Here is a 24,123-nt window from a genome sequence, read left to right on the forward strand (position 1 = left end):
ACTTCTCCTAAACGTTCTTGGCCTTGGTCTTGGTGGTAGCCCCGGTTGCGGCTTTGGCGGTTTTGTTAGCGGCTTTCGCCTGTTTCGCGAACTCGGCAGTTTTCACGGCAGCCTTTGCTTCTTTTGCCTCATCTCGTGCAGCAGCTTCGGCGGCTTTCGCGGCGGTTATTGCTTTTTTCGCTTCTTCTTCCGCTGCGGCTTGCGCCTCGCGCGCCACCCGCACCTCTTTTCCCTTTTCTTTCAACTCGCGCTGGACGATTCTCATATCTCGTTTCAGTTGATGTATCTCTGCAATCACCAGGTCAAGGTCCCGCTTGAGGGCAATCGGGGTCGGCTCCAGCGCCTTTTCTGCCAGCTTATTCCACTGGATCTTCAGCTGATGCCCGGCGTTGACAAAATCCCCCTGAAGTTTGGCAAACTCCTCGCTCCCCATAACCTCAAGAAAGACGGTTTCGTGTTCAACCGCCCAAAGCGCACAAAAGTCGGAGAACTTATTCACCGGTTTGTTTTTGAGGGCCAATTCGCTCAATTTGGTCTGAAAGCGGATTCCCGACTTGCGTGAGGTTGCTTCAACAAGCCGCGCCATTTTGATGTACGTTTGAATGTAATTCTGTGACATCACCAATGCCTGGGACATGTCATGGACCAGTTCTCTGTTGATCCCCAGTTTCGGAGCCGAAAAATACTTTTCCATCTCTTTCGCCCACGTCTCGAAACCTTCGGCCAGCTTCTCTGCGCCTTGGGCCGTGGTGGATTCGAACAAATTGCTGAATATATCCTGACAACCGGTCAAAATAGTGCTGAAAGCGCTTTCTTCTTGCCCCAAAGCGCCTTGCAGTATCCCGAAGACCCGGCTCATTTGGTCGGTAAATTTGGTGTTGCTGAAAGAGGAGAAAAAGGGGTTATCTTTTTCCAGGAAAGAACGAAGAAAGCTGGCTGCTTGCTGCCAACCGCCATCCATGCCCAGGGGATTCTTTATGCCTCCCGGCAACTCGAGGTTGGAAAGCCAGTTCTTGTAGAACTCCTCGAAGAAGGAGATGTTCATAAACTTCATCACATCAGGGGGGATCTTGTCACTCCAAACGTTAGCGATCAGTTCGTTAAGGCGCTGGCTGAATTCTCTGAACTGTTCCTGTAAATCGCTTTGGGACTTGAACCAGCCTTCGAAAAAATCGGGCTCGTTTTTCTTGTTGCCGAGCATATTTTCCGTCCACTCCTCGCTCCACACGGCATACTGTTTCGTCAACTTTTCCTGACTCTCTTGCCACTTCTTGAGCCAATCTGTCTGCTGTTCAAAAAAATCCTGCATGTATGTGTCCCCTCTAATCGCATCTTGACTGTCTCTGAATACCATATCCACACTGGTCAGACAGGTTGATAAACAAAATTTAAACAATTATAGGTGTCACTATTGTTTTAAGCAAGCAAAAAGTGGGAAAAACAAAACAAGGGTTAAACAACGTTCAGTCGGTGGTGCAGTTTTGGGGAAGGCTTCGCGGGTGGGGGTGAAATGGCAGGGGTGCACGGCTCTTGTCGTGGATAGTAGCGACGTCGAAACGGAATGGTGAGACAAGGACGGGGAATTACATCCTCCGAAGAGCCGAAAGGCAGGCTTACTTCTTCGCCCCTTTCAACCGCTCCATCAAGTGCTCCTCGATCTCCCTATAAGCCTCAACCGGGTTAATTTTCAGGGTCACAAGCATTTCAGCAAGTCTGTCCTCATCTCCTTCGCTTAGGCTGTCCAGCAGATCCAACCGCTCAAAAAGGGTTAGGTGTGCCTCCATTTTCTGCACCCGATAAAGTCTCATGATGCGGATGACATCCTGGTACATGTCGGCCTGGGAATCTGTTGGCTGCTCATCTGTGCTGTCTTCCTCTGCGAGTGCCTGTTTCATTAAGCTGGCCTCGGTGGCCTCCATGAAATCAACCATGGCGTTGCTCCAAGGCGCCACCGGGGAACTGAAAAAGCCGCTGGCGGCGATGAAATTCTTCAACGACTTGGAACCGACAAGGCCAAAATCTTTGTTCGTGATCTCCAGAATCTCCAGCAACTTCTCGATCTTCGCCTTCGGAACGCCGGCGCGGCCCGACTCGAAACGAGCCACCACCTGTACCGCGCTGTTGCCTTCGTAGCCCAATGCAACGCCAAGCTCCTTGCGGTTCATCCCCTTTTCCAGCCGACGTTTCTCAAGGATCTTGCCAACCGCTTTTCGGAAGAGGTCTTTCTGTTCTTTGGTGATCATATTCAAGTAATCGCTTTCTTTGTGATTATAGTGTACGGAAATCTGCTCTGGGGCGCCTTTACGAGCTGCCAAGACTGGGCGTACTGTATATTTATTCACGCCAAAAAGCAATGTTTAAACATTTCTTCAAATTGCCCCTTGACTATTATTTAATTCCTGTTTAAGTTTTGTTTAGACAAATTAAGATGTAGTCAAAACAACCAGCCAGAAAAGGAGACAAAAAATGGAAGCACAGAATTTCAACAAAGAAATCTTGGCCTTCAACAAAAACGTGATCAAAATGAGCTTCGATGCACTGAGCGCTTTCTCCGGTCAGGCCGCAGTAGCCACTGACACCCTTCTGGGAACAATTCCCTCCGTTCCCGAGGAAGGGAAAAAAGCCGTCAGCATTTACTTCAAGCAAGGCCAAAAGGGTCTGGCCAGCCTGAAGAAGCATGCGGAAAGCGGTCTGGAACTCGATTGGACGGCCAAGGATGCGCCAGTGAAGAACCTGGAGGCGATGGAAGCCTTCTGCAAAGACGCTTTTAGCCAAGCCGTCGAAATCAGGAATGAGACAAAGGTATTGGTCGAAAAGGCCACCAAGCAGCTTCCTAAGGAAGCGAAATCAATCGTTGACTTCTGGAACGATTCCGTCAATAGCGGTTTCGAAACCTTTCAGAGCTGCGTGAACAAAAATTTCGAATTGGCGAAGAAGATCATGGCTGACGTTTCCGTTGTTGTCCCGACTGCCGAGCCGAAAGCCGCCAAGTAACTCTTTGTTCCATATGTCAAGACAGGCCCCCTGCCTCAGCAACCAATGCCACAATCGACCATCGCGGTCGATTGCGGCCTGAGCAAACAGGGGGCTTTCTTTATCCGCCCGATACAGCAGGCCGCCATGCTAAGAGCCCAATTGCAAAGGCTCGCAAGAAACTCCCGTCTGTTCAGCAGTGTTTCCCCCCCAACCCAGCCAAGCCTTCAGCACCAGATTCCGAGACATCCTTCTCATTGATTGAGCGGCTCTTGAGGATATATCCCGGCTTTCCCTGGGAGAATGGGCGTTGGCTCGGTAAATCCTCAAGCAGGCCCTTTGGGGCATCTTGTGCTCTATCTCCCTCAAAACGTTGTGCCTCACTGGATTTTCCCAGAAAGTGCTCTATACTCGACTAACTCGTTTTACTCAACGATTGTACGCTTGTACCTGTCCGAAGAATTGTCGGACAGCATATTCTAACAAATAAGGAAAGGCGTTTGCATGATTGGAAAAACAATCAACGAAATTAAGGTTGGAGACGCAGCAGAAGTTGCCAGGACCGTATCCGAATCCGACATCTACATGTATGCCGGAATTACAGGAGATTTGAATCCCGCACACACAAACGAAGTCTACGCACAGAAGACTTTTTTTAAAACACGCATTGCCCATGGCATGCTCACTGCCGGCTACATTTCGGCTATCCTGGGGAACCAGTTGCCCGGTCCGGGAACGATTTACGTTCAACAGAGTTTGAAATTTCTGGCGCCGGTCTGCATGGGGGACACAATCACGGCCAGAGTGGAAGTGATTGAAATAATCAAGGAAAAGAACAGGATGATAGCAAGAACAACCTGCACGAATCAGGACGGGACGCTGGTTCTGGACGGAGAGGCGGTCGTCAGTCCGCCCAAACCACCAAAAGAATAGAATTGGACGGGGAGCACGGTTCTCCTCACGGTCATTCGCGGGCTGTCAGACAAGAAAACGCTCTAGAATCGACACAAAATGCATAGAATTGCCGACTGCCTGAATTAAGTGCCTACGAATCAATACCTTACAAATTTTATCTTGATGCTCTTCGGAGCATATGGTAGAAGCCTTCACCCAACACGACACATATTCTTCCACGGAGATACACGATAATACTAAACCACCCGCGAGGGTGGGACGGAAAGCCTACAGGGTCTCACCGAGACAGCCGGGTCGCCGAACTATCCATCCAGATATTCGGCGACCCGGCTTTTTTCGTTTCCGGGATGCCCATGAAGGAGCAAGCCACCACGGACGGTGGCAAAGGGACGGGGTAACGGGCCCCAACACAAAACAGAAGCGCTTCGTCATCGAGACGACGCCGATATCGATAATACTAAACCATCTGCGAGGGTGGGACGGAAAGCCTACAGGGTCTCACCGAGACAGCCGGGTCGCCGAAATATCACAGAACGATATTCGGCGACCCGGCTTTTTTTGTTCAAGGAAAGGAGAACTAATATCATGCACGTCATTCAATCTCAGAATAGGGAACACTGCTGCACGGGAGGCGCCACGGGATTGCCGGCCCACCTCTGCGGCGAGCTCGACAGCTTCATCAGCAGGCTGCCCCGGAAGGAGGGGCACCTGGTGAGCGTGCTCCACAAGGCCCAGAGTCTCTTTGGCTATCTGCCGCGTGAGGTTCAGGAGTTCGTTGCCCAGCGCATGGGGGAGTCGCGGGCCTCGGTGTACGGCGTGGTCAGTTTCTATTCGTATTTCACCATGGAGCCCAAGGGGAAGCATCCCATCTCGGTCTGCATGGGAACCGCCTGTTTCGTCAAGGGGGCCGGAGATGTCCTGGAGAACCTCCAGAAGGAACTGGGGGTCAAGGTGGGAGAGGTATCGGCGGATGGCCTTTTTTCCGTGGATGCCCTTCGCTGCGTCGGGGCCTGCGGGCTTGCGCCAGTGGTCATGGTCGGCGAGAAGGTGTACGGAAAGGTCACCACAGCCAGCCAGCTGCGGGAGATCCTGACCGAATACAAGAACAGAGAGGTTAACTGACATGGAGAGGATAGGATCATTCCAGGAACTGAAGATACGGCACGAAGAGCTTGAACCGCTCCTTTCGCTGCGCTTCGCGGAAGAGAGCGTCGACCCGCGGATGCGCGACATCCTCGTCTGCGGCGGCACCGGCTGCCAGGCATCGGAGAGCGAACGGCTGGTGGAGAACCTCAATGCCATTCTCGGGGAACATGGCCTCGACGGGGAGGTCCGCGCTCAGATCACCGGATGCTTCGGGTTCTGCGAAAAGGGACCCATTGTCAAGGTACACCCGGATAACGTCTTCTACGTGGAGGTCCGGGCGGAGGACGCCCGGGAGATCGTCGAGCGCCATGTGCTCGACGGCTCCCCTGTCGAGCGGCTGCTGTTCGAGGAACCAAGCGTGAATGCCCGCGTTCACCGGCAGAGCGACATCTCCTTCTACGGGAAGCAGATGCGCATCGCCCTGCGCAACTGCGGACTCATCAATCCCGAGTCCATCGCGGAGTATCTGGCCAACCAGGGCTACCAGGCTCTCGGCACGGTCCTGACCGCCATGAGCCCCGAGGAGGTCTGCCTCCTGATCAAGGAATCGGGGCTGCGGGGCCGGGGGGGCGGCGGCTTCCCCACCGGCGTCAAGTGGGACATTGCCCGGGCCCAGGAGGCTGACCAGAAGTACCTCATCTGCAACGCCGACGAGGGAGACCCGGGAGCCTTCATGGACCGGGCAATCATGGAGGGTGACCCCCATTCGGTGATCGAGGCCATGGCCATCGGCGGCTACGCCATCGGCGCCAGCAAGGGGCTCGTCTACATCCGCGCCGAGTATCCCCTGGCCATCCAGCGCCTGGAGATGGCCCTCGACCAGGCCAGGCACTGCGGACTCCTCGGAGACAATATTCTGGGAAGCGGCTTCTCCTTCGACATCGAGATTAAGCTCGGAGCCGGCGCCTTTGTCTGCGGCGAGGAGACAGCCCTGATCCGCTCCATGGAGGGGAAGCGGGGCGAACCGACCACCAAGCCGCCGTTTCCCGCCGAAAAGGGGTACTGGGGGAAGCCGAGCAACGTCAACAACGTGGAGACCCTGGCAAACATCGCTCCCATCGTTCTGCGGGGGGCCGAGTGGTACCGGAGCATCGGCACCGAAAAGTCCAAGGGGACCAAGGTGTTCTCCCTGGCCGGCAAGATCAGCAATGTGGGTCTCGTGGAGGTCCCCCTGGGAACCAGCCTGCGGGAAATCATCTACGACATTGGGGGCGGCATCAAGAACGGCCGCCAGTTCAAGGCGGTGCAGACCGGCGGCCCCTCCGGCGGCTGCATACCGGCCCGCCACCTCGACACCCCCATCGATTTCGAATCCCTGACCGCCATCGGCTCCATGATGGGGTCAGGGGGGATGATCGTCCTCAGCGAAGACGACTGCATGGTCAATCTGGCCAAGTTCTATCTGGAATTCACCATGGACGAGTCCTGCGGCAAGTGCACGTCCTGTCGCATCGGCTCAAAGCGCATGCACGAAATCCTGGAGAAGATCACCCAGGGAAAGGGTACCCCCGAGGACATCGCGACCCTGCGCACCCTGGCCGCGGCCATCAAGGACACGGCACTGTGCGGATTGGGGCAGACAGCACCGAACCCGGTGCTGAGCACCCTGGAATATTTCGAGGACGAATACCTGGCCCACGTGATGGAAGGGCGCTGCCCGGCCGGAGCCTGCACAGCCCTGCGGCGGTACTCCATAGCCGCGGACAGATGCATCGGCTGCTCGCTCTGCGCCCGCGCCTGTCCGGCCGGGGCCATCTCCGGAACGCCCAAGAGCCTTTTCCGCATTGACGCCGACATGTGCACCAAGTGCGGGGTCTGCGTCGAAAAATGCAAGTTTGCCGCAATCGCGAGCGCCTAGGAGGTTCCACGACCATGACTACAGTGACCATAACAATAGACTGCAAAGAAACTGCCGTCTCCCCGGGAACCACCATCCTTGAGGCGGCCCAGGGAGTCGGTATCGGCATTCCGACCCTCTGCCACCTGGATCTGCACAGAATGGACGTGAAGAACCAACCGGCATCGTGCCGGCTCTGCGTGGTTGAGGTGGAGGGGCGCAGAAACCTCGCCCCGGCCTGCGCAACCCCGGTTGCGGAGGGGATGGTGGTGAAGTCCCGTTCCCCGAGGGTCCTCGGTGCCAGAAAGGCGGTGCTGGAGCTCCTCCTGTCCGACCATCCCCGGGACTGCCTGGTCTGCGCCAAGTCCGGCGACTGTGAACTGCAGGAACTGGCCGAGAAGTTCGGCCTGCGCGAAGTCCGTTTCCAGGGGGCCATGTCCACCTACCGCAAGGATGACACTCCGGCCATCGTGCGGGACATGGACAAGTGCGTCATGTGCAGGCGCTGCGACACCATGTGCAACGTGGTGCAGGAATGCGGGGTTCTGGCGGGGGTCAACCGGGGCTTCGGTTCCGTGGTCGCCCCGCCCTATGACCTGCCCCTCGACGAAACCGTCTGCACCAACTGCGGCCAGTGTGTCGCGGTCTGCCCGGTGGGGGCGCTGATGGAGAATGACCAGACCGCGGAGGTCATCGGTGCCCTGGCCGATCGTGAAAAGGTGGTGGTGGTTCAGACTGCGCCGGCCGTAAGGGCTGCCCTCGGCGAATCCCTCGGAATCGAACCGGGCACCCTGGTGACGGGGAAGATGGTCTCGGCTCTCCGAGAACTGGGCTTCGACCATGTCTTCGACACCAATTTCGCCGCCGACCTCACCATCATGGAAGAGGGATCCGAACTGCTCGATCGCCTGAACAGGCACCTGGCGGGGGATGAAACGGCCAAGCTGCCGATTCTGACCTCCTGCTGCCCGGCCTGGGTCAAGTTCTTCGAGCACCAGTTCCCCGACCTGCTCGATCTCCCCTCCACGGCCAAGTCCCCCCAGCAGATGTTCGGATCCGTCGCCAAGAGCTACTTTGCCGACACCATCGGCATCCCCCGGGAGAAGATGGTGGTTGTCTCCATCATGCCGTGCCTGGCCAAGAAGTTCGAGGCGGCACGTCCCGAGTTCACCGTCGGAGGCAACCCCGACGTGGATTACGTCCTCTCCACCCGGGAACTGGCGCGAATGATACAGGGGGCCAACATCGACTTCGCCTCCCTTCCCGACGAAGACTTCGATCAACCACTGGGGGAATCCACCGGCGCCGCCACCATCTTCGGGGCCACCGGCGGGGTGCTCGAGGCAGCGGTAAGGACCGCCTACGAAGTGGCGACAGGCCACGAACTTTCCACGATCGACTTCCAGGAGCTGCGCGGCGACGAAGGGGTCAGGCGCGCCACGGTCCAGGTCGGCGATCTGGCCCTGAAGCTGGGAATCGTCCATAAGCTCGGCAACGCCCGAAAACTCATGGAAAGAATCCGTTCCGGCGAGGAGGAGTTCCACGCCATCGAGGTCATGTCCTGTCCCGGCGGCTGCGTCGGCGGCGGTGGACAACCCTATCACCATGGCTGCGAGGAGCTCCTGGAAAAGAGGACAGAGGCCCTATACCGCGATGACCGCGGCAAGCCGTTGCGCAAGTCCCACGAGAATCCCCATGTTCAGGAGCTGTACCGTACATTTCTCGGCAAGCCCCTGGGCGAGAAGGCCCATGAACTGCTCCATACCCACTATCAGGTGAGGCCGGGGCTGTAGGACATGGAGGAAAAACCATGACAAGGGATGAGATCTGCCAGTGGCTGAAAACCGCAGATGAAGCGAGGCTTGAGGAGTTGTGGCTCCGGGCCGACGAGGTGCGCCGCCGTAACGTGGGCGATGAGGTGCATCTGCGGGGCCTGATGGAGATATCCAACTTCTGCGTGAGAAGCTGCCGCTACTGCGGGCTTCGGGTGGAAAACACCGGGGTCGCGCGCTACCGGATGGCTGAAGAGGAGATCATGAACTGCGCCCGTCAGGCCGTGGCCTTCGGCTACGGCACGGTGGTTCTGCAGGCGGGCGAGGACTACGGCATCGAGCGCGACTGGATGGCGGAGCTGATCCGGCGCATCAAGGGGGAGACCCCCCTGGCCGTCACCCTGAGCCTGGGTGAGCGCAGTGAGGATGAGTTCGCGGCCTGGCGGGAGGCAGGGGCGGACCGCTACCTTCTCCGTTTCGAAACCTCCAACCGGGCCCTCTACGACGCCATCCACCCCCCCCTGGCGGGGAGGCGCTCCGACCGGTTCGCCCTCTTCCACACCTTGAAGGAGCTCGGCTATGAGATCGGCAGCGGCATCATGATCGGCATCCCCGGCCAAACCTATGACGACCTGGCCTGGGATATCGAGATCTTCCAGATCCTCGATCTCGACATGATCGGCGTCGGCCCCTTCATCCCCCACCCTGCTACCCCCCTCGGGCGGATGGGGGGCACGCACGCCCCCCTGGCCGGGGAGCAGGTTCCCAACAGCGAGGCCATGACGTACCGGGTCATGGCCCTGGCCCGGCTGGTCTCTCCCCGGGCGAACATTCCCGCCACCTCTGCCCTGGCCACCCTGAACCTGGCCCAGGGGAGGGAGCTCGGGCTGATGCGCGGCGGAAACGTCGTCATGCCGAACCTGACCCCCCAAGAGTATCGTGCCATGTACGAGATCTATCCGGCAAAGGCCTGCATCGACGAAACCGCCGACCAATGCCGGGGCTGCATGACCGGGCGGATCCGCTCCATCGGGAGATCCGTCGGCAGCGGCCGGGGAGATTCGCCGAATCGGAGCAGGACCGTCCAACCCGAATAAACGAGGTGCAACCATGCGTGGAATGACAGCAAAGAAACTATCTTCAAAGGACTACGATTTCATAAATGACGACCATCTGCTGGGGATGCTCCTCAGACAGCGTCCCGATGCCGTCCGCATCCGGGAAATCATCGCCAAGAGCCTGGCCAAGGAGCCGCTGACCGTTGAAGAAACCGCCGCCCTGGTCATGACCGAACAGCCGGAACTGGTCGAGGAGATCTTCGCGGCCGCCCGCCAGCTCAAGCAGCAGGTGTACGGCAACCGGATCGTCCTGTTCGCCCCCCTCTACATCGGCAACAACTGCGTCAACGACTGCTCCTACTGTTCGTTCAAGCGCTCCAATAAAGAGATGCAGCGCCGCACCCTGACGCCCCACGAGGTCCGCGAGCAGGTTGTCGCCCTGGAAAACAAGGGGCACAAGCGGCTCATCCTAGTGTTCGGCGAAGACCGTCGTTACAGCCCCGACTTCATCGCCGACACCGTCCGCGCCGTGTACGCGACCAGGTCCGGCCACGGCGAGATCAGGCGGGTCAACATCAACGCCGCTCCCCTTGACCACGGGGAATACGCCACCATCAAAGAGGCGGGAATCGGCACCTACCAGATCTTCCAGGAAACCTACCATCACCGCACCTATGCCCAGGTTCATCCCGCCAACACGCGCAAGGGGGACTATCTCTACCGCCTCCACGGTCTGAGCCGGGCCTTTGAGGCCGGCCTCGACGATGTGGGGCTCGGCGTCCTCTTCGGGCTCTACGACTGGCGCTTCGAGGTGCTGGGGCTGGTGAGCCATGCCCTCCATCTTCAGCACCACTACGGGGTGGGGCCCCACACCATAAGCTTTCCCCGACTGCGGCCGGCCCACGGAGTGGAAGTGGACCCGCGGCACCTGGTCGATGATTTCGACTTCAAGAGGATCATCGCGATCCTGCGCCTGGCTGTCCCCTATGCCGGGCTCATCCTGACGGCCCGGGAAAACCCGGAAGTACGCCGGGCGCTGATGGCTTTCGGGGTGTCCCAGATCGACGCCGGCAGCCGCATCGAGCTGGGGGGCTACACCGAGGTCGGGGATGCCCAGGTCATGGAGCGGGAACAGTTCTGCCTGGGGGACATACGCTCCCTTGACGAAGTCATGGCCGAACTGATGGAGGACGGTTATCTCCCCAGCTTCTGCACCTCCTGCTACCGCAGCGGCCGCACTGGCGAGCATTTCATGGAATTCAGCATCCCCGGATTCATCAAGGAGTTCTGCACCCCCAACGCCCTGCTGACCCTGCAGGAATATCTGGAGGACTACGCCTCGCCCGGGACGCGCACAGTGGGTGAAGCGCTCGTGGCCCAGGAACTGGGGAAGCTGGAGGATAGTGATTTCAAGAAAGCCATATGCGGCCGGCTTGCCGACATTCGGGAGAAGAAGAGCCGGGACAGCTATTTTTAGGGAAGAACGAAGAAAGGAACATCCAATGCAGACTGCACCCAAAGGATTTCGTTTACATATAGGCCTGTTCGGCCGCCGCAACGTCGGCAAGTCGTCGCTCCTCAACGCCCTGACCCGCCAGGCCGTCTCCATCGTCTCCGATGTTGCCGGCACCACCACCGACCCGGTCGACAAGGCCATGGAGTTGCAGCCCATCGGGCCGGTCCTCTTCATCGACACGGCCGGCATCGACGACGTCGGCGCCCTGGGCGAGATGCGGATCCGGCGCACCCGGCAGGTGTTCGACCGCACCGACATCGGCCTCATCGTCACTGCCGCCGGCGAGTGGGGGGCGTTCGAGGAGACCATCCTCGAAGAGCTGCGCAGCCGCAAGGTACCCGTCATCGTGGTGTTCAACAAAAGCGATGCGGCCCGTCCCGAAGCCGCTCTTCTCGACCGGCTCAAGGGGTTGAAGCTTCCGTGGGTCTGCACCTGGGCCACGGGGGGAGAGGGGCTCGCCGATCTTCGCGAGGCCCTTGTCCGGGCGGTTCCCGATGAGTTCATCAAGGCCCCGCCCATCGTCGGCGATCTGGTCCCTCCCGGCGAACTGGTGGTTCTGGTGGTACCCATCGACAAGGAGGCCCCCAAGGGGCGGCTCATCCTTCCCCAGGTGCAGACGATCCGCGACATCCTTGACAGCGACGCCTACTGCATGGTGGTCAAGGAGCGGGAGCTGCGCGATGCCCTCGCCCGCCTCAAGAGCCCGCCGGCGCTGGTCGTCACCGATTCCCAAGCCTTCCTAGAGGTGGCCGCCGAGACCCCGGACAGCGTGCCGCTCACCTCCTTTTCCATTCTCTTCGCCCGCACCAAGGGAGATCTGAACCAACTGGTCCGGGGGACCATGGCAATCGACCGGCTCCAGCCCGGGGATCACGTCTTGATCTGCGAGTCCTGTACCCACCACCCGATCGAGGAGGACATCGGCCGGGAGAAAATCCCCCGCTGGCTCCGGGATTATGTGGGGGGCCGGCTGGAGTTCACCCACGTCCAGGGACACGATTTCCCCGACGACCTGAGCCCGTACCGGCTCGTGGTGCAGTGCGGCGCCTGCATGGGGAACCGGCGGGAAGTGCTCTCGCGCATCGTCCGCTGCCAGCAGGCCGGAGTGCCGATCAGCAACTACGGGCTGACGATCGCGTTCTCCCTGGGGATACTGCCGCGGGCGCTCGGACCGTTTCCGGATGCCCTGGAGGCCTGCCGCCAGCATAGTCGGCACGCGGCAGCCTGAGGAGGTCCATCATGAAAGCAACCATAACCATCTGCATGGGAAGTTCCTGCTTCAGCCGCGGCAACCGCGAAAACCTTGCGGTGCTCAACGCCTATCTCGACCGCCGGGGAATGGCAGCGCGGGTCAACGTGGCGGGATGCCGCTGCGAAGGGCAGTGCACCAAAGGGCCGGCCATCCGGATCGACGACCGGCTCTTCGTCGGGGTTGACCGGGGGATGCTGATCGACCTGCTGAATCAGTACCTGGGAAACCGCAAGGAAGGGGCGCATGGAGCATCATTACCCGGTTTATACGGAAGAGAGAGAATGCAGGGGATGCCGCACGTGCCTTCGCCACTGTCCGGTCAAGGCGATCGGCTTCAGGGGGGGGCGGGCTGCTGTCATCCCTGAGCTCTGTGTCGCCTGCGGCCATTGCGTTAACCTCTGCCCGGCCATGGCCACGCGGGTCCGCGACGACCTGGGGCGGGCCAGGAACCTCTTGCAGCACAAGGAGAGAGTTTATGTCTCCCTGGCGCCTTCCTATGTCAGTGAATTTGCAGGGGTCGACGCGGCAAACCTGATTTCGGCAATCAGGTCCCTCGGATTTGCCGGGGTGAGTGAAACCGCGCTCGGCGCCCAGGAGGTTTCGGCGCGGGTTGCGGACCGATTGGGCCGCGGCACCTCCAGCCTGACCCTCTCTTCCGCCTGCCCTGCCGCCGTGGCGTACGTGCGGAAGTATCTGCCGACCCTGGCGGATGACATCGTGCCCCTTCTCTCCCCGGTTCTGGCCCACTGCAGGATGCTGCGACAGGCATGGGGCGAGGCGGTCGGCATCGTCTTCATCGGCCCCTGCGTGGCCACGAAGCGGGAAGCGGACCTGCATCCCGAACTCCTGGACCTGGCCTTGACGTTCAAGGATCTGCGGCGCTGGCTGGAGGAGTGCGACCTCGATCCCGCACAACATGTTCCAGGGCCCCAAGACCGCTTTATCCCCGAAGCGGCCCCTGGAGGAGCCCTTTTCGCACTGGAAGGGGAAATGAGCAATGCCATCCGCTCGCGCGGCACGGTAGATGGTGTTCGCTTTCTGACCGCTGCCGGCATAGCCGAGATAATCCGAATCCTCTCCGGTCTTAGGAGCGAGGAACTGACGGCACCGGTAATGCTGGAACTCCTGGCCTGCCCGGGGGGGTGTGTGAACGGTCCCTGCCGGAGCTCGCGGAAGCCCTGGCTCCTCGAACGGCTGAAAGTGCTGGGGCGCGCCACCCCCTCCCCTGTCACCGCCATGGGCACGGTGCCGCTGGAGATAGGAGAATACGGCCCGGAAGCCCCTCTTGCGGTGCCGCAGTACGAAGAAGGACATCAGCGTGCCGCCTTGCGGCGGATCGGGATCGAACTGGCGGAGGATGAGCTGAACTGCGGCGGCTGCGGCTACGAAACCTGCCGGGATCTGGCCCGGGCTCTCCACGAAGGGCGTGCGGAGCCGTCCATGTGCCCGATCTGGCTCCGTACCCAGACCGGGAAGAAAATTGATGCGCTGCTGCGGTGCATGCCGGCCGGGGTGGTGATCGTTGATGCCGACCTGACGGTGATGGAGTGCAATGAGACCCTCGCCCGGATGTTCGACGAAGACACCCTGTCCGTTTACCAGGCATGGCCGGGCCTGGCGGGGGCGAGGCTCGAACGCCTGGTTCCCTTTGCCGGATCTTTCCAGACGGTGCTGGACACCGGCCAGGACATCCATCGGGAAACACTGCGCCTGGCGGGGCGCATATTCTCTGTCGCCATCTTTTCCATCGAGCCCCATCGGCTCATCGGCGGCTTCGTGCTGGACGTCACCAGCTCCGAGATGCCGCGGGTCCAGATCGCCCAGCTCGCCCAGGAAGTCATCCGGAAGAACCTGGATATGGTCCAGGAGGTCGCCTGCCGTCTCGGCGAAAACATGGCGGACACGGAAATCCTCCTGCGGTCCCTTGTCGACGGCCACATCGGGGATGGGCGCACGCACGGCGGGGAGGCAGAACCAGGGTCCCCAGCGTCAGGGAAGCCATGACAGCGGAGCTGGTTGTCGAAATCGAATGCCGGCAACGCCGGATGCATGGGGAGTCCCTGTGCGGGGACACCTTCAGGTCGCAGAAAATCCCGGAACAGGGGCGCATACTATCGGTACTCTCCGATGGCCTGGGAAAGGGGGTGAAGGCAAGCATCCTCTCGACCATGACCGCGTCCATGGCCCTGCGGCTGGTTGCCAGCGACTGCGAGATCATCCGGTCGGCGGAAACCATCATGGATGCGCTTCCGACCTGCCAGGTGCGCAGGATCGGGTACGCGACCTTCACCATTGTCGACAACCGGCAAAAGACCGGAATCCGCATCATCGAGATGGACAATCCTCCGTTTGTCCTGATCCGCAACGGGGAGGCGGCGGAGGTGGAGTCCAGGACCATTGCTTCACGGAGCCGGCAGGACCGGGTCATGCGCATCTCCACACTGGAGGCCTGTCCCGGGGACCGCCTCGTGATCCTCACCGACGGAATCACCCAGGCAGGCCTCGGGACGGAGCCCCTGAAAGGCGGCTGGCGCCGGGACGGGTGCCAGAGGTTCATTGCGGATCAGGTGCAGCGTAACCCTTCCCTGTCGGCCGGCTCCCTGGCGCAGCGGATTCTCAACGAGGCGCTTCGCCAGGAGCCCGGGGGGCGAGCCCAGGACGACATGACCGCCGCAGTCTTCTCCTTTCGCAGACCACGTCCCCTGCTGGTGCTTTCGGGCCCCCCCTTTGCCAGGGAGCGCGACGGCGAGTTCGCGCACATCCTCGATTCCTTTAACGGCCGCAAGGCCATTTGCGGAGGGACAACGGCAGAGATCGTCGCCCGGGAGCTGGGCCGGGAAATCACCACCGACCTCGAAACCTGCGCCATGGAGGTCCCCCCCTCCGCGCGCATGGACGGGGTTGACCTGGTGACCGAGGGGATTCTCACCCTCACGAGGGTCGCCCACCTGCTCGAACAGCAGCTGCCGCCAGCCAGAAGCGACGCTGCCGCGCACCTTCTCGACCTGCTGAGGAAGAGCGACACCATCGACTTCGTGGTCGGCACCAGGATCAACGAAGCGCATCAGGATCCGACCCACCCGGTCGACCTGGAAATCCGCCGCTCCATTATCAAGCGCATCTCAAAAGTTCTTGAGGAGACGCATCTCAAGGATGTCCGCATCCGGTACATCTGACATGAAAGACGCGGGAACGGCATCCCCGCACCCACAAACGCCGTCAACACCATCCCTCCGTAATATTTTACCTTGACGTAAGCTTTCCCATCATACAAACAGTTTATCAGCAAGAGCCCGCACCACGTGCGCTGCCCTAACATCATTGAATTGTGTATATAGTTATGGACACGCACAACATTATTATCTTGGTTTATAAACGTGTTCTACAATTGCTTGACATGCACGTAAAGTTCCGCTATATAATTTACAACAGTGACTCAAACTATCGGGAGGCTTCGATGAAAGAAATATTCGTGGTTGATGCCCTGAGAACACCGTTTGGCTCTTTTTCCGGCATGCTGTCCGACGTGGATGCGCCCAGACTGGCCGCAACGGTCATGAAGGAGCTGCTGGCCAAGTCCGGGCTCTCCCCCGAAACGGTGGATGAAGTCATCGTCGGCCAGGTCCTCTCCGGCGGCTGTGGTCAGGCCCCGGCCCGGCAGGCCATGCGAGGGGCGGGAATACCCGACTCATCCCACGCCCTGACCATCAACAAAGTATGCGGCAGCGGCCTGAAGGCGATCATGCTCGGCGCCGACAGCATCCGCCTCGGCGAGTCCCAAATCGTAATCGCCGGAGGGATGGAGAACATGTCCCTTGCCCCCTACATCCTCAAAAAGGCCCGGGCCGGCTACCGCATGGGGCACGGCGAACTGCTGGACCTGATGATTTACGACGGTCTCCAGGACCCCTACACGGGCCGCCACATGGGAGAAATCGGCGAGGCGAGCGCGGAGCGGGGCAGTCTGACCCGCGAGGAGCAGGACGAATTCGCCCGGCGCTCTTACGAACTGGCCCAGGCGGCGGTGAACGGCGGAGTGTTCGCCGACGAGATCGTGCCGGTGGTGAAGAAGGGTAAAAAGGGTGACGAAACCCTCTCCACGGACGAGGAGCCCTTCAAGGGTGACCCGAGCAAACTGGCGTCGCTGCGGGCCGTTTTCAAGAAGGACGGCACCATCACCGCCGGCAACGCCTCCACAATCAACGACGGCGCGGCCCTGGCCCTCTTGACCGATGCCAACGGCCTGAAGAAGCATAACCTCACACCCAAGGCCAGGATTGTCGCCTCGGCCACCGAAAGCCGCCATCCCGACAACTTCCCCGAGGCCCCCATCGGCGCCATCGAGAAGGTCTGCGCCAAGGCCGGGCTGACCGTTTCCGATATCGACCTCTTCGAGATCAACGAGGCCTTCGCCTCCGTGGCCCTCCTGGCCATCAAGGGTCTCGGCCTCCCCCTGGACAAGGTCAACGTCAACGGCGGCGCCTGCGCCATCGGCCACCCCATCGGCGCCAGCGGGGCACGACTGGCGGCCACGGTCATCCGGGAGCTCCATCGGCGGCAGAAGCGCTATGGCCTCGCCACCCTCTGCATCGGCGGCGGCGAGGCGGTGGCGGTCATCTTCGAAAGGGTTTGAAAACAATTTGAAACACGGAGCAACGGAGCAACGGAGAAAGACAATAAACTCTTTTTCTTAGCTTCCCGATTTTCTCCGTTGCTCCGTTGCTCAGTGTTATTCAGTTTCTGAAATGGAGGCAGCTTATGATCACAAAAGTAGGTGTTCTTGGCGCAGGTCAGATGGGAAACGGCATCGCCCACGTGTTTGCCCAGTTCGGCTATGACGTGGTGCTCTTCGACATTGCCGAACTTCAGCTCGAAAAGGCGGTGTCAACCATCAGGCAGAACCTGGAGCGCCAGGCCAAGAAGGGGGTCATCCCCGAAGCCCTGGTGGGCGAGACCATCGACAGGATCCTGACCACGAAGAACATGACCGATCTCGCCGGCTGCGACTTCTGCGTGGAGGCGGTCACGGAGCACGAGCCCCTCAAGCTGGACATCTTCCGCAAGCTGGACGAAATCGTCCAACCGGGCGCCATCCTGGCCTCGAACACCTCCTCCATCCCCATCACCAAAATCGCCGCCGTCACCCGACGCCCGGACAAGGTCATCGGCATGCACTTCATGAACCCGGTGCCGGTGATGAAGCTGGTGGAGGTCATCCGGGGCCACGCCACCAGCGACGCCACCTTCCGCCTCACCGCCGAACTGGTGGCAAAGCTCGACAAGGAGATGGCGGTTTCCCAGGACTACCCCGGCTTCATCGTCAACCGCATTCTCATGCCGATGATCAACGAGGCGGTCTTCGCCCTCTACGAGGGAATCGCCACCGCCGAGGACATCGACAAGGGGATGAAGCTCGGCACCAACCAGCCCATGGGGCCCCTGACTCTGGCAGACTTCATCGGCCTCGACACCTGCCTGGCGATCATGAATGTCCTGTACGACGGCTTCAAGGATCCCAAGTACCGCCCCTGCCCGCTCCTGGTGAAGATGGTGAATGCGGGGTACCTGGGGCGGAAGTCAGGACGCGGTTTCTACACGTACTAATGTAGGGGCGCGGTTGCCGCGCCCTAGGCGGGGGAACCCCGCCCCTACAGGAGACCATCCATGGAATTCAAGAACCTGCTCATCGAAACCGCCGACGGCGTCGCCACCCTCACCGTCAACCGCCCCCAGGCTCTCAACGCCCTGAACAGCGAGGTGCTGACGGAGCTGGCCTCAGCCTTCTATCAGCTGGAATACGATCCCGCGGTCCGGGTGGTGGTCCTCACCGGCGCCGGCGAGAAGGCCTTCGTGGCCGGGGCCGACATCAAGGAGATGGCGGCCATGTCCTCCTTCGAGGGTCACCAGTTCGCCCTGAAGGGTCAGCACTGCATGATGGCCATGGAAAAGATGAAGACCCCGGTCATCGCCGCCGTGAACGGCTTCGCCTTGGGGGGCGGGCTGGAACTGGCCCTGGGGTGCGACTTCATCTACGCCTCGGAGAAGGCGAAGCTCGGCTTTCCCGAGGTGACCCTCGGCATCATCCCCGGCTTCGGCGGCACCCAGAACCTGGCGCGGCTCATCGGTAAGAACCGGGCCAACGAGCTGATCTTCACCGGCTGGATGATCACGGCCGACAAGGCACAGGCCTGGGGGATCGTCAACGAGATTTTCGCTCCGGAGGAGCTTCTGGCAAAGGCGCGGGAGACCGCGGCCGCCATTGCCGGCGTCGGCCCCCTGGGGGTCACCTACGCCAAGAACGCCATCGCCAACGGCCTCAACATGGGTAAGGAAGACGGCTTCCGCTACGAGGCCTCCCTCTTCGGGGTCCTGTTCTCCACGGTTGACCAGAAGGAAGGGATGGGGGCGTTTGTGGAGAAGCGGAAAGCGGTGTTTAAGGGGAGATAATGTAGGGGCGCTGCTTGCTGCGCCCTCATTTACGGCGTTCAAAACGGGCGCAGCAAGCAGCGCCCCTACATGACCCAATAACGGAGGCAACCATGAACTTCGAGCTGAGCCAGGACCATAAGGTATTGCAGGACGCCGTGCGGGATTTCGTGGAGAAGGAGATCAAGCCCCTCGCCGTTCAGATCGACGAGGAGCATGCGATCCCCGACGAACTGGTGCGGAAGATGAGCGAGATGGGGTTCATGGGGAGCTATCTCCCCGAGGAGTACGGCGGGGCCGGCCTCGACATGCTCTCCTACGCCATCGTGGTGGAGGAGGTCTCCAAGGCCTGCGGCTCCAGCGGCGTCCTTATTTCGGCCCACACCTCCCTTGCCTGCGGCCCCATCTACACCTTCGGCACCGAGGAGCAGAAGAAGAAGTGGCTGCCGGCCCTGAACAGCGGCGAGACCATCGGCTGCTTCCTCCTGACCGAGCCCGACGCGGGCTCTGACGCCGGCGCCCTCTCCACCACCTATCGCCGCGAGGGGGACGAATACGTCATCAACGGCTCGAAGATCTTCATCACCAACGGCGGCTACCTGGGAACCGGCGTCGTTTTCGCCACCCACGACAAGAGTCTGAAACACAAGGGGGTCTCGGCCTTCATCATCGACCTGAAGAGCCCCGGCGTCTCCATCCTCAAGAACGAGAAGAAACTGGGAATCCGCGGCAGCTACACCACCGCCTTCGCCCTGGACGACGTACGGATTCCGGCGGAAAACCTGCTGGGCCAGGAAGGACAAGGTTTCAAGATCGCCATGGATACCCTCAACGGCGGCCGCATCGGCATCGCCTCCCAGGCCCTGGGGATCGCGGAGGGGGCCTTCGAGCGGGCCCTGGCCTACTCAAAGGAGCGCAAACAGTTCGGCGCCCCCATCTGCGACCTCCAGGCGATCCAGTTCAAGCTGGCCGATATGTGGGCCCGCATTGAGACCAGCAAGCTCATGACCTACAAGGCCGCCTGCCTGAAAGATGCCAAGAAGAGCTACACCATGGAGTCGGCCATGTGCAAGATGCTCGCCTCGGAGGCCGCCACCTACGTCACCAAAGAGGCGATCCAGATCCACGGAGGCTACGGCTTCATCTGCGATTACGAGGTTGAGCGGATGTTTCGCGACGCCAAGATCACCGAGATCTACGAGGGAACCAACGAGGTGCAGCGGGTGGTTATTTCGAAGTTGCTGTTGGCGTAGGTTCGGATTGTGCCTGTAGGGGCAACCCCGTGTGGTTGCCCTGACCAAGGGCGGCCACATGGGGCCGCCCCTACAAGGAATCGTGACATGGAAGCAACCCGCGAAATCTACTGGAACATCGGCCACGGGGTCGTCATCCCCATGTACCTCCTCACCTTTGCCGCCTTCGGCATCCTGGCCTGGGGATTCTGGAAACGCCTTCCGGTCTGGCGGCAGGGAAAGCCTCTCAACCGGTTCGACCGCTACGACGAGCGGGTCAAGCGCCTCGTCTCCGTGGTGCTGAGTCAGGACAAGGTCGCCCGGGTGAAGGACGGGGGCATTCCCCACGCCCTCTTCTTCTGGGGGTTCCTCACCCTCTTCGCCGGAACGCTCCTGGTGATGCTCCAGGCCGATTTCTTCACCCCCCTGATGAACGTGAACATCCTCAAGGGGGAGTTCTACAAGGCCTTCTCCCTGGTTCTGGACCTGGCCGGCCTCGGCACTATCCTGATGCTGGCCGGCCTCTCCATCCGCCGCTTCGTGGTGAAGCCCGACGGCCTTGAGACCGTCAACGACGACCGGATCATCCACCAGCTCCTCTTCGCCATCCTCCTGACCGGCTTCTGTGTCGAGGGGGCGCGGATGGCCGCCACGGAGCTTCATCAGAACCCCGACCTGGCCCGCTTCTCCCCCGTGGGGTACGTCTTCGCCCAGATGTTCACGGCCTACACCGACGATTCCATCCGCACCGTGCACACGGTGCTCTGGTGGGTCCATTTCACCCTCGTGCTCGGGTTCATTGCCGCCCTCCCCTACACAAAGCTGCGCCACATCCTGACGACCAGCATCAACTCGTTCTTCGCCCCCCTGGAGGAAAAGGGAACAATCGGCACCCTCAACATGGAGGACGAAAGCCAGGAGCAGTTCGGCGCCACCAAGGTCACCGACCTCACCTGGAAGGACATCTTCGACGCCGACGCCTGCACAAGCTGCAAACGGTGCCAGGACCGGTGCCCGGCCTCTGCCACCGACAAGCCCCTCTCCCCCATGAAGGTGGTGAAGCAGGTGGGGGAAGTGGCCTGGACCGCTCCCGATTCATCACTGGTGGAGACCGTCACCGCCGATGCCCTCTGGAGCTGCACCACCTGCCGGGCCTGCCAGGATATCTGCCCGGCCGAGATCGAACACGTGAACAAGATTCTGGAAATGCGGCGCAGTCTCTCCCTCATGGAGGGTGAATTCCCGGGGGACGAGGTCCGCACCGCCGTCAGCAACGTGGAAGTGAACGGCAACCCCTTCGGCCTGGCCTACGCCAGCCGGGGCGACTGGGCCGAGGGGCTCCCCGTGGCCCGGGTTTCAGACGGCGAAGAGGCGGACATCCTCTACTTTGCCGGCTGCTACGCCTCCTTCGACAAGCGGAACCGCGACGTGGCCCGCAGCTTCGTGAAGATCTGCGCCGCAGCCGGTATCACGGTCGGCATCCTCGGCAAGGACGAGAAGTGCTGCGGCGAGCCGGTGAGAAAGCTCGGCAACGAGTACCTCTACCAGATGGTGGCCCAGGAAAACATCGAGACCATGAAGGCCAGCGGGGCAAAAAAGGTGGTCACCACCTGCCCCCACTGCTTCAACACCCTCTCCCGCGACTACCGGGACCTGGGCTTTGAACTGGAGACCGAGCACTACGCCACCTTCATCCACAGCCTCATGGAAAGCGGTCGCCTCGCACTTGCTCCCGAACAGAAACGCTTCCCCTTCACCTACCACGACTCCTGCTATCTGGGCCGCTACAAGGACATCTTCACCGAGCCCCGGGCCGTCCTGGCCGCCGCCGGCGGTGACCTTCGGGAAATGGACCGCTCCGGCTGCGACAGCTTCTGCTGCGGCGCCGGCGGCGGGCGGATCCTGGCCGAGGAAAAGCTCGGCACGAAGATCAGCGAGGCCCGGGTACGGATGGCCGGAGAGACCGGCGCGCCGCTCCTGGTGTCAAACTGCCCCTTCTGCCTCACCATGTTCGAGGACGGCATCAAGACCGGCGGGTTCGAGGAGAGCATTAAGGTAAGAGATCTGGCGGAAATCGTAGCGGAGAGAATCGTAACGTAGGGGCGCTGCTTGCTGCGCCCAAGGGCGCGGCAAGCGGCGCCCCTACAAAATCGGAGGTTCCCATGAAAATTCTCGTCTGCGTCAAACAGGTTCCCGACATGGAATCCCGCTTCAAGCCCGACGGCAGCGGCACCTGGTTCGAGGAGGCCGACCTGGCCTTCCGGATGAACGAGTACGACGAATACGCCGTGGAGCAGGCCGTTCAGCTCAAGGAGCAGCTGGGGAATGAACCGGAGGTGACGGTCCTCTCCATCGGCCCCGACCGGGTGAACGAAGCGATCAAGAAGGCCCTCGCCATGGGGTGCGACCGGGGTGTCCACATCCAGGACCCAGCTCCCCAGGGGAAGGACCCGTGGCAGATCGCCTCGGTTATCACCCAGTTCGCCCGGGGCGAGGGATTCGACCTCATCTTCACCGGCATGCAGTCCCAAGACCGGGGCTCGGCCCAGGTGGGGGTACTGGTGGCGGAACTCCTCGGCTACGCCTGCGCCACGACCCTGGTGGGGTTCGCGTTCGCCGACGGCGTGGTGACCGCCAGGCGCGAGCTGGAGGGGGGCATCAAGGGGGTCGCGAAGCTGAAGCTCCCGGCCGTGGTCACCTGCCAGCTGGGCCTCAATATCCCCCGCTACCCGACGCTTCCCAACATCATGAAGGCCAAGAAGAAGGAAATCCTCGCCATCCCGGTGGCCGACCTGCTGAAGGAAGAGGCCGTTGCGGCCACGGCGCGGTTCTACCCCCCGGCCCGGAAGGGAGGCGGCATTGTGCTGGAAGGGGATGTGGGGAATCTCGTGGAGCAGCTCTACGGGATCCTGAAAGAAAAAACAACCGTGCTCCGGTGAGAGGAGAAAACCTATGAAAGCACTGCTTGTCTGCGAATACCGGGAAGGAACGCTTCTCGATTCAACCTACGAACTCCTCGCCTTTGCCGACCGGCTTGGCGCCGAGAAGGCAATGCTCCTCATCGGGAGCGACAGCGCCCTTCCCGCCTGCAGCGCCACGGTCTACTTGGCCGACGCGGCAAAGCACGGAGAATACAACCCCGACGTGCACAAGAAGCTCGTCCTCGATGCGGCCCAACGGGAAAACGCCGACTGCGTCGTCTTCGTCCACTCCTCCTACGGCTGGGACCTGGCGCCCCGGGTGGCCGCGGCCCTCAGGGCCGGCCAGGTGTCGGAGATCGTCGGCATCGCGGACGGCGGCTACGAGGTGGGCTGCTGCAACGCCAAGATGCGCCGCACCGTAGCGCCCAGGAGCGGCAAGGCGGTCCTCACCATCCAGGCCGGCGCCTTCGGTTTCACGGGCACTCCCCAGGGGACGCCAAAGGTGGAACGGATCGACGTGGCCGACGGGGCGACGTCGGTGGAATTTGTCGGCTACGAGCCGGCCGACAAGAAGGATGTGGACCTGACCCGGGCCGAGGTGATCGTCAGCGCCGGCCGGGGGGTGGGGAAGAAGGACAATATCCCGACCATCGCGGCCCTGGCCAAGGCCCTGGGGGGCGAGCTGGGGGCGAGCCGGCCGGTGGTGGATGCCGGCTGGGTGGAGCACAGCCACCAGGTGGGGACCACGGGCCAAAGCGTCAGCCCCAAGCTCTACGTGGCCTGCGGCATCTCGGGAGCTATCCAGCACCTGGCCGGCATGAAAAAATCAGACTTCGTCGTCGCCATCAACAAGGACAAGGACGCCCCCATCGGCGAGATGGCCGACGTCCTGGTGGTGGCCGACGTAATGCAGTTCGTACCGGCCCTGACGGCCAAACTGACGTAAGGGTGCATCCGCCTTCACGCGCTGGTTTTGGGGAGCCTCATGGGTCTGCCCCTCCATAGTGCCATCGTTGTTACTCCTGTTCGCCGCCATCGGCAGGGGCAGGCCGACGGGCCTGCCCCGGAATTTTCC

At 61.0% G+C, this 24,123-nt stretch carries 19 protein-coding genes, 1 pseudogene and 2 riboswitches; of the genes and pseudogenes, 18 read left to right on the forward strand and 2 right to left on the reverse strand.

Annotation, left to right across the window (positions count from 1 at the left end; translation table 11 throughout):
* Positions 1 to 7 precede the first annotated feature (7 nt).
* Both RCH91_RS01860 and RCH91_RS01865 read right to left on the reverse strand, forming a co-directional pair.
* Complete coding sequence (locus RCH91_RS01860) at positions 8 to 1,309, reverse strand: poly(R)-hydroxyalkanoic acid synthase subunit PhaE (protein WP_306532820.1); 1,302 nt, start codon at positions 1,307 to 1,309, stop codon at positions 8 to 10.
* A gap of 304 nt (positions 1,310 to 1,613) precedes the next feature.
* A complete protein-coding gene (locus RCH91_RS01865) occupies positions 1,614 to 2,243 on the reverse strand; it encodes a helix-turn-helix transcriptional regulator (RefSeq protein WP_306532821.1) in 630 nt (209 codons plus the stop codon).
* 223 nt (positions 2,244 to 2,466) lie between these two features.
* On the opposite strand from RCH91_RS01865, the gene RCH91_RS01870 reads away from it, so the two are divergent.
* From RCH91_RS01870 to RCH91_RS01955, 18 genes and pseudogenes are all read left to right on the forward strand, one after another.
* The gene (locus RCH91_RS01870) at positions 2,467 to 2,994 is read left to right on the forward strand and encodes a hypothetical protein (RefSeq protein WP_306532822.1); all 528 of its coding nucleotides are present in this window, start codon (positions 2,467 to 2,469) and stop codon (positions 2,992 to 2,994) included.
* A gap of 483 nt (positions 2,995 to 3,477) precedes the next feature.
* On the forward strand, positions 3,478 to 3,906 hold the full coding sequence (locus RCH91_RS01875) for a MaoC family dehydratase (RefSeq protein WP_306532823.1): 429 nt from the start codon (positions 3,478 to 3,480) through the stop codon (positions 3,904 to 3,906).
* A 207-nt stretch (positions 3,907 to 4,113) separates the two neighbouring features.
* Positions 4,114 to 4,190, forward strand: a riboswitch (cyclic di-GMP riboswitch).
* Positions 4,191 to 4,334: 144 nt separating this feature from the next.
* Positions 4,335 to 4,411: riboswitch (cyclic di-GMP riboswitch) on the forward strand.
* 62 nt (positions 4,412 to 4,473) lie between these two features.
* Positions 4,474 to 5,010 carry an NAD(P)H-dependent oxidoreductase subunit E gene (locus tag RCH91_RS01880; protein ID WP_306532824.1) on the forward strand — a complete coding sequence of 179 codons (537 nt, stop codon included), beginning with the start codon at positions 4,474 to 4,476 and terminating at the stop codon, positions 5,008 to 5,010.
* A 1-nt stretch (position 5,011) separates the two neighbouring features.
* Positions 5,012 to 6,892 (forward strand): NADH-quinone oxidoreductase subunit NuoF, encoded by a 1,881-nt coding sequence (locus tag RCH91_RS01885; protein WP_306532825.1) that lies wholly within the window; start codon positions 5,012 to 5,014, stop codon positions 6,890 to 6,892.
* A gap of 14 nt (positions 6,893 to 6,906) precedes the next feature.
* A complete protein-coding gene (locus tag RCH91_RS01890; protein WP_306532826.1) occupies positions 6,907 to 8,664 on the forward strand; it encodes an NADH-dependent [FeFe] hydrogenase, group A6 in 1,758 nt (585 codons plus the stop codon).
* 17 nt (positions 8,665 to 8,681) lie between these two features.
* Positions 8,682 to 9,740, forward strand: coding sequence for a [FeFe] hydrogenase H-cluster radical SAM maturase HydE (hydE, locus tag RCH91_RS01895; RefSeq protein WP_306532827.1), 1,059 nt, complete (start codon positions 8,682 to 8,684; stop codon positions 9,738 to 9,740).
* A gap of 13 nt (positions 9,741 to 9,753) precedes the next feature.
* Complete coding sequence (gene hydG / locus RCH91_RS01900; protein WP_306532828.1) at positions 9,754 to 11,178, forward strand: [FeFe] hydrogenase H-cluster radical SAM maturase HydG; 1,425 nt, start codon at positions 9,754 to 9,756, stop codon at positions 11,176 to 11,178.
* 25 nt (positions 11,179 to 11,203) lie between these two features.
* The gene (gene hydF / locus RCH91_RS01905) at positions 11,204 to 12,445 is read left to right on the forward strand and encodes a [FeFe] hydrogenase H-cluster maturation GTPase HydF (protein ID WP_306532829.1); all 1,242 of its coding nucleotides are present in this window, start codon (positions 11,204 to 11,206) and stop codon (positions 12,443 to 12,445) included.
* Positions 12,446 to 12,456: 11 nt separating this feature from the next.
* Positions 12,457 to 12,675: pseudogene (locus RCH91_RS21395) on the forward strand ((2Fe-2S) ferredoxin domain-containing protein); the annotation flags it as partial.
* Positions 12,676 to 12,712: 37 nt separating this feature from the next.
* Entirely contained in the window at positions 12,713 to 14,473 is a 1,761-nt protein-coding gene (locus tag RCH91_RS01915) for a [Fe-Fe] hydrogenase large subunit C-terminal domain-containing protein (RefSeq protein ID WP_373694357.1), read from the forward strand.
* On the forward strand, positions 14,470 to 15,645 hold the full coding sequence (locus RCH91_RS01920) for a SpoIIE family protein phosphatase (protein ID WP_306532831.1): 1,176 nt from the start codon (positions 14,470 to 14,472) through the stop codon (positions 15,643 to 15,645). The genes RCH91_RS01915 and RCH91_RS01920 overlap by 4 nt, the downstream gene beginning before the upstream one ends.
* A gap of 281 nt (positions 15,646 to 15,926) precedes the next feature.
* Positions 15,927 to 17,102 carry a thiolase family protein gene (locus tag RCH91_RS01925; protein ID WP_306532833.1) on the forward strand — a complete coding sequence of 392 codons (1,176 nt, stop codon included), beginning with the start codon at positions 15,927 to 15,929 and terminating at the stop codon, positions 17,100 to 17,102.
* Between the two features lie 125 nt (positions 17,103 to 17,227).
* Positions 17,228 to 18,073, forward strand: coding sequence for a 3-hydroxybutyryl-CoA dehydrogenase (locus RCH91_RS01930; protein ID WP_306532834.1), 846 nt, complete (start codon positions 17,228 to 17,230; stop codon positions 18,071 to 18,073).
* Between the two features lie 60 nt (positions 18,074 to 18,133).
* Complete coding sequence (locus tag RCH91_RS01935; protein WP_306532835.1) at positions 18,134 to 18,916, forward strand: enoyl-CoA hydratase/isomerase family protein; 783 nt, start codon at positions 18,134 to 18,136, stop codon at positions 18,914 to 18,916.
* Between the two features lie 92 nt (positions 18,917 to 19,008).
* The gene (locus RCH91_RS01940; protein WP_306532837.1) at positions 19,009 to 20,148 is read left to right on the forward strand and encodes an acyl-CoA dehydrogenase; all 1,140 of its coding nucleotides are present in this window, start codon (positions 19,009 to 19,011) and stop codon (positions 20,146 to 20,148) included.
* Positions 20,149 to 20,235: 87 nt separating this feature from the next.
* On the forward strand, positions 20,236 to 22,227 hold the full coding sequence (locus RCH91_RS01945) for a heterodisulfide reductase-related iron-sulfur binding cluster (protein WP_306532839.1): 1,992 nt from the start codon (positions 20,236 to 20,238) through the stop codon (positions 22,225 to 22,227).
* A 62-nt stretch (positions 22,228 to 22,289) separates the two neighbouring features.
* Positions 22,290 to 23,066, forward strand: a complete 777-nt coding sequence (locus tag RCH91_RS01950; RefSeq protein WP_306532840.1) for an electron transfer flavoprotein subunit beta/FixA family protein — start codon at positions 22,290 to 22,292, stop codon at positions 23,064 to 23,066.
* A gap of 13 nt (positions 23,067 to 23,079) precedes the next feature.
* Positions 23,080 to 23,994, forward strand: coding sequence for an electron transfer flavoprotein subunit alpha/FixB family protein (locus tag RCH91_RS01955; RefSeq protein WP_306532841.1), 915 nt, complete (start codon positions 23,080 to 23,082; stop codon positions 23,992 to 23,994).
* The last annotated feature ends 129 nt before the right edge of the window (positions 23,995 to 24,123 follow it).

The sequence above is a fragment of the Geobacter sp. genome, assembly GCF_030834625.1.
Taxonomy (GTDB): domain Bacteria; phylum Desulfobacterota; class Desulfuromonadia; order Geobacterales; family Geobacteraceae; genus Geobacter.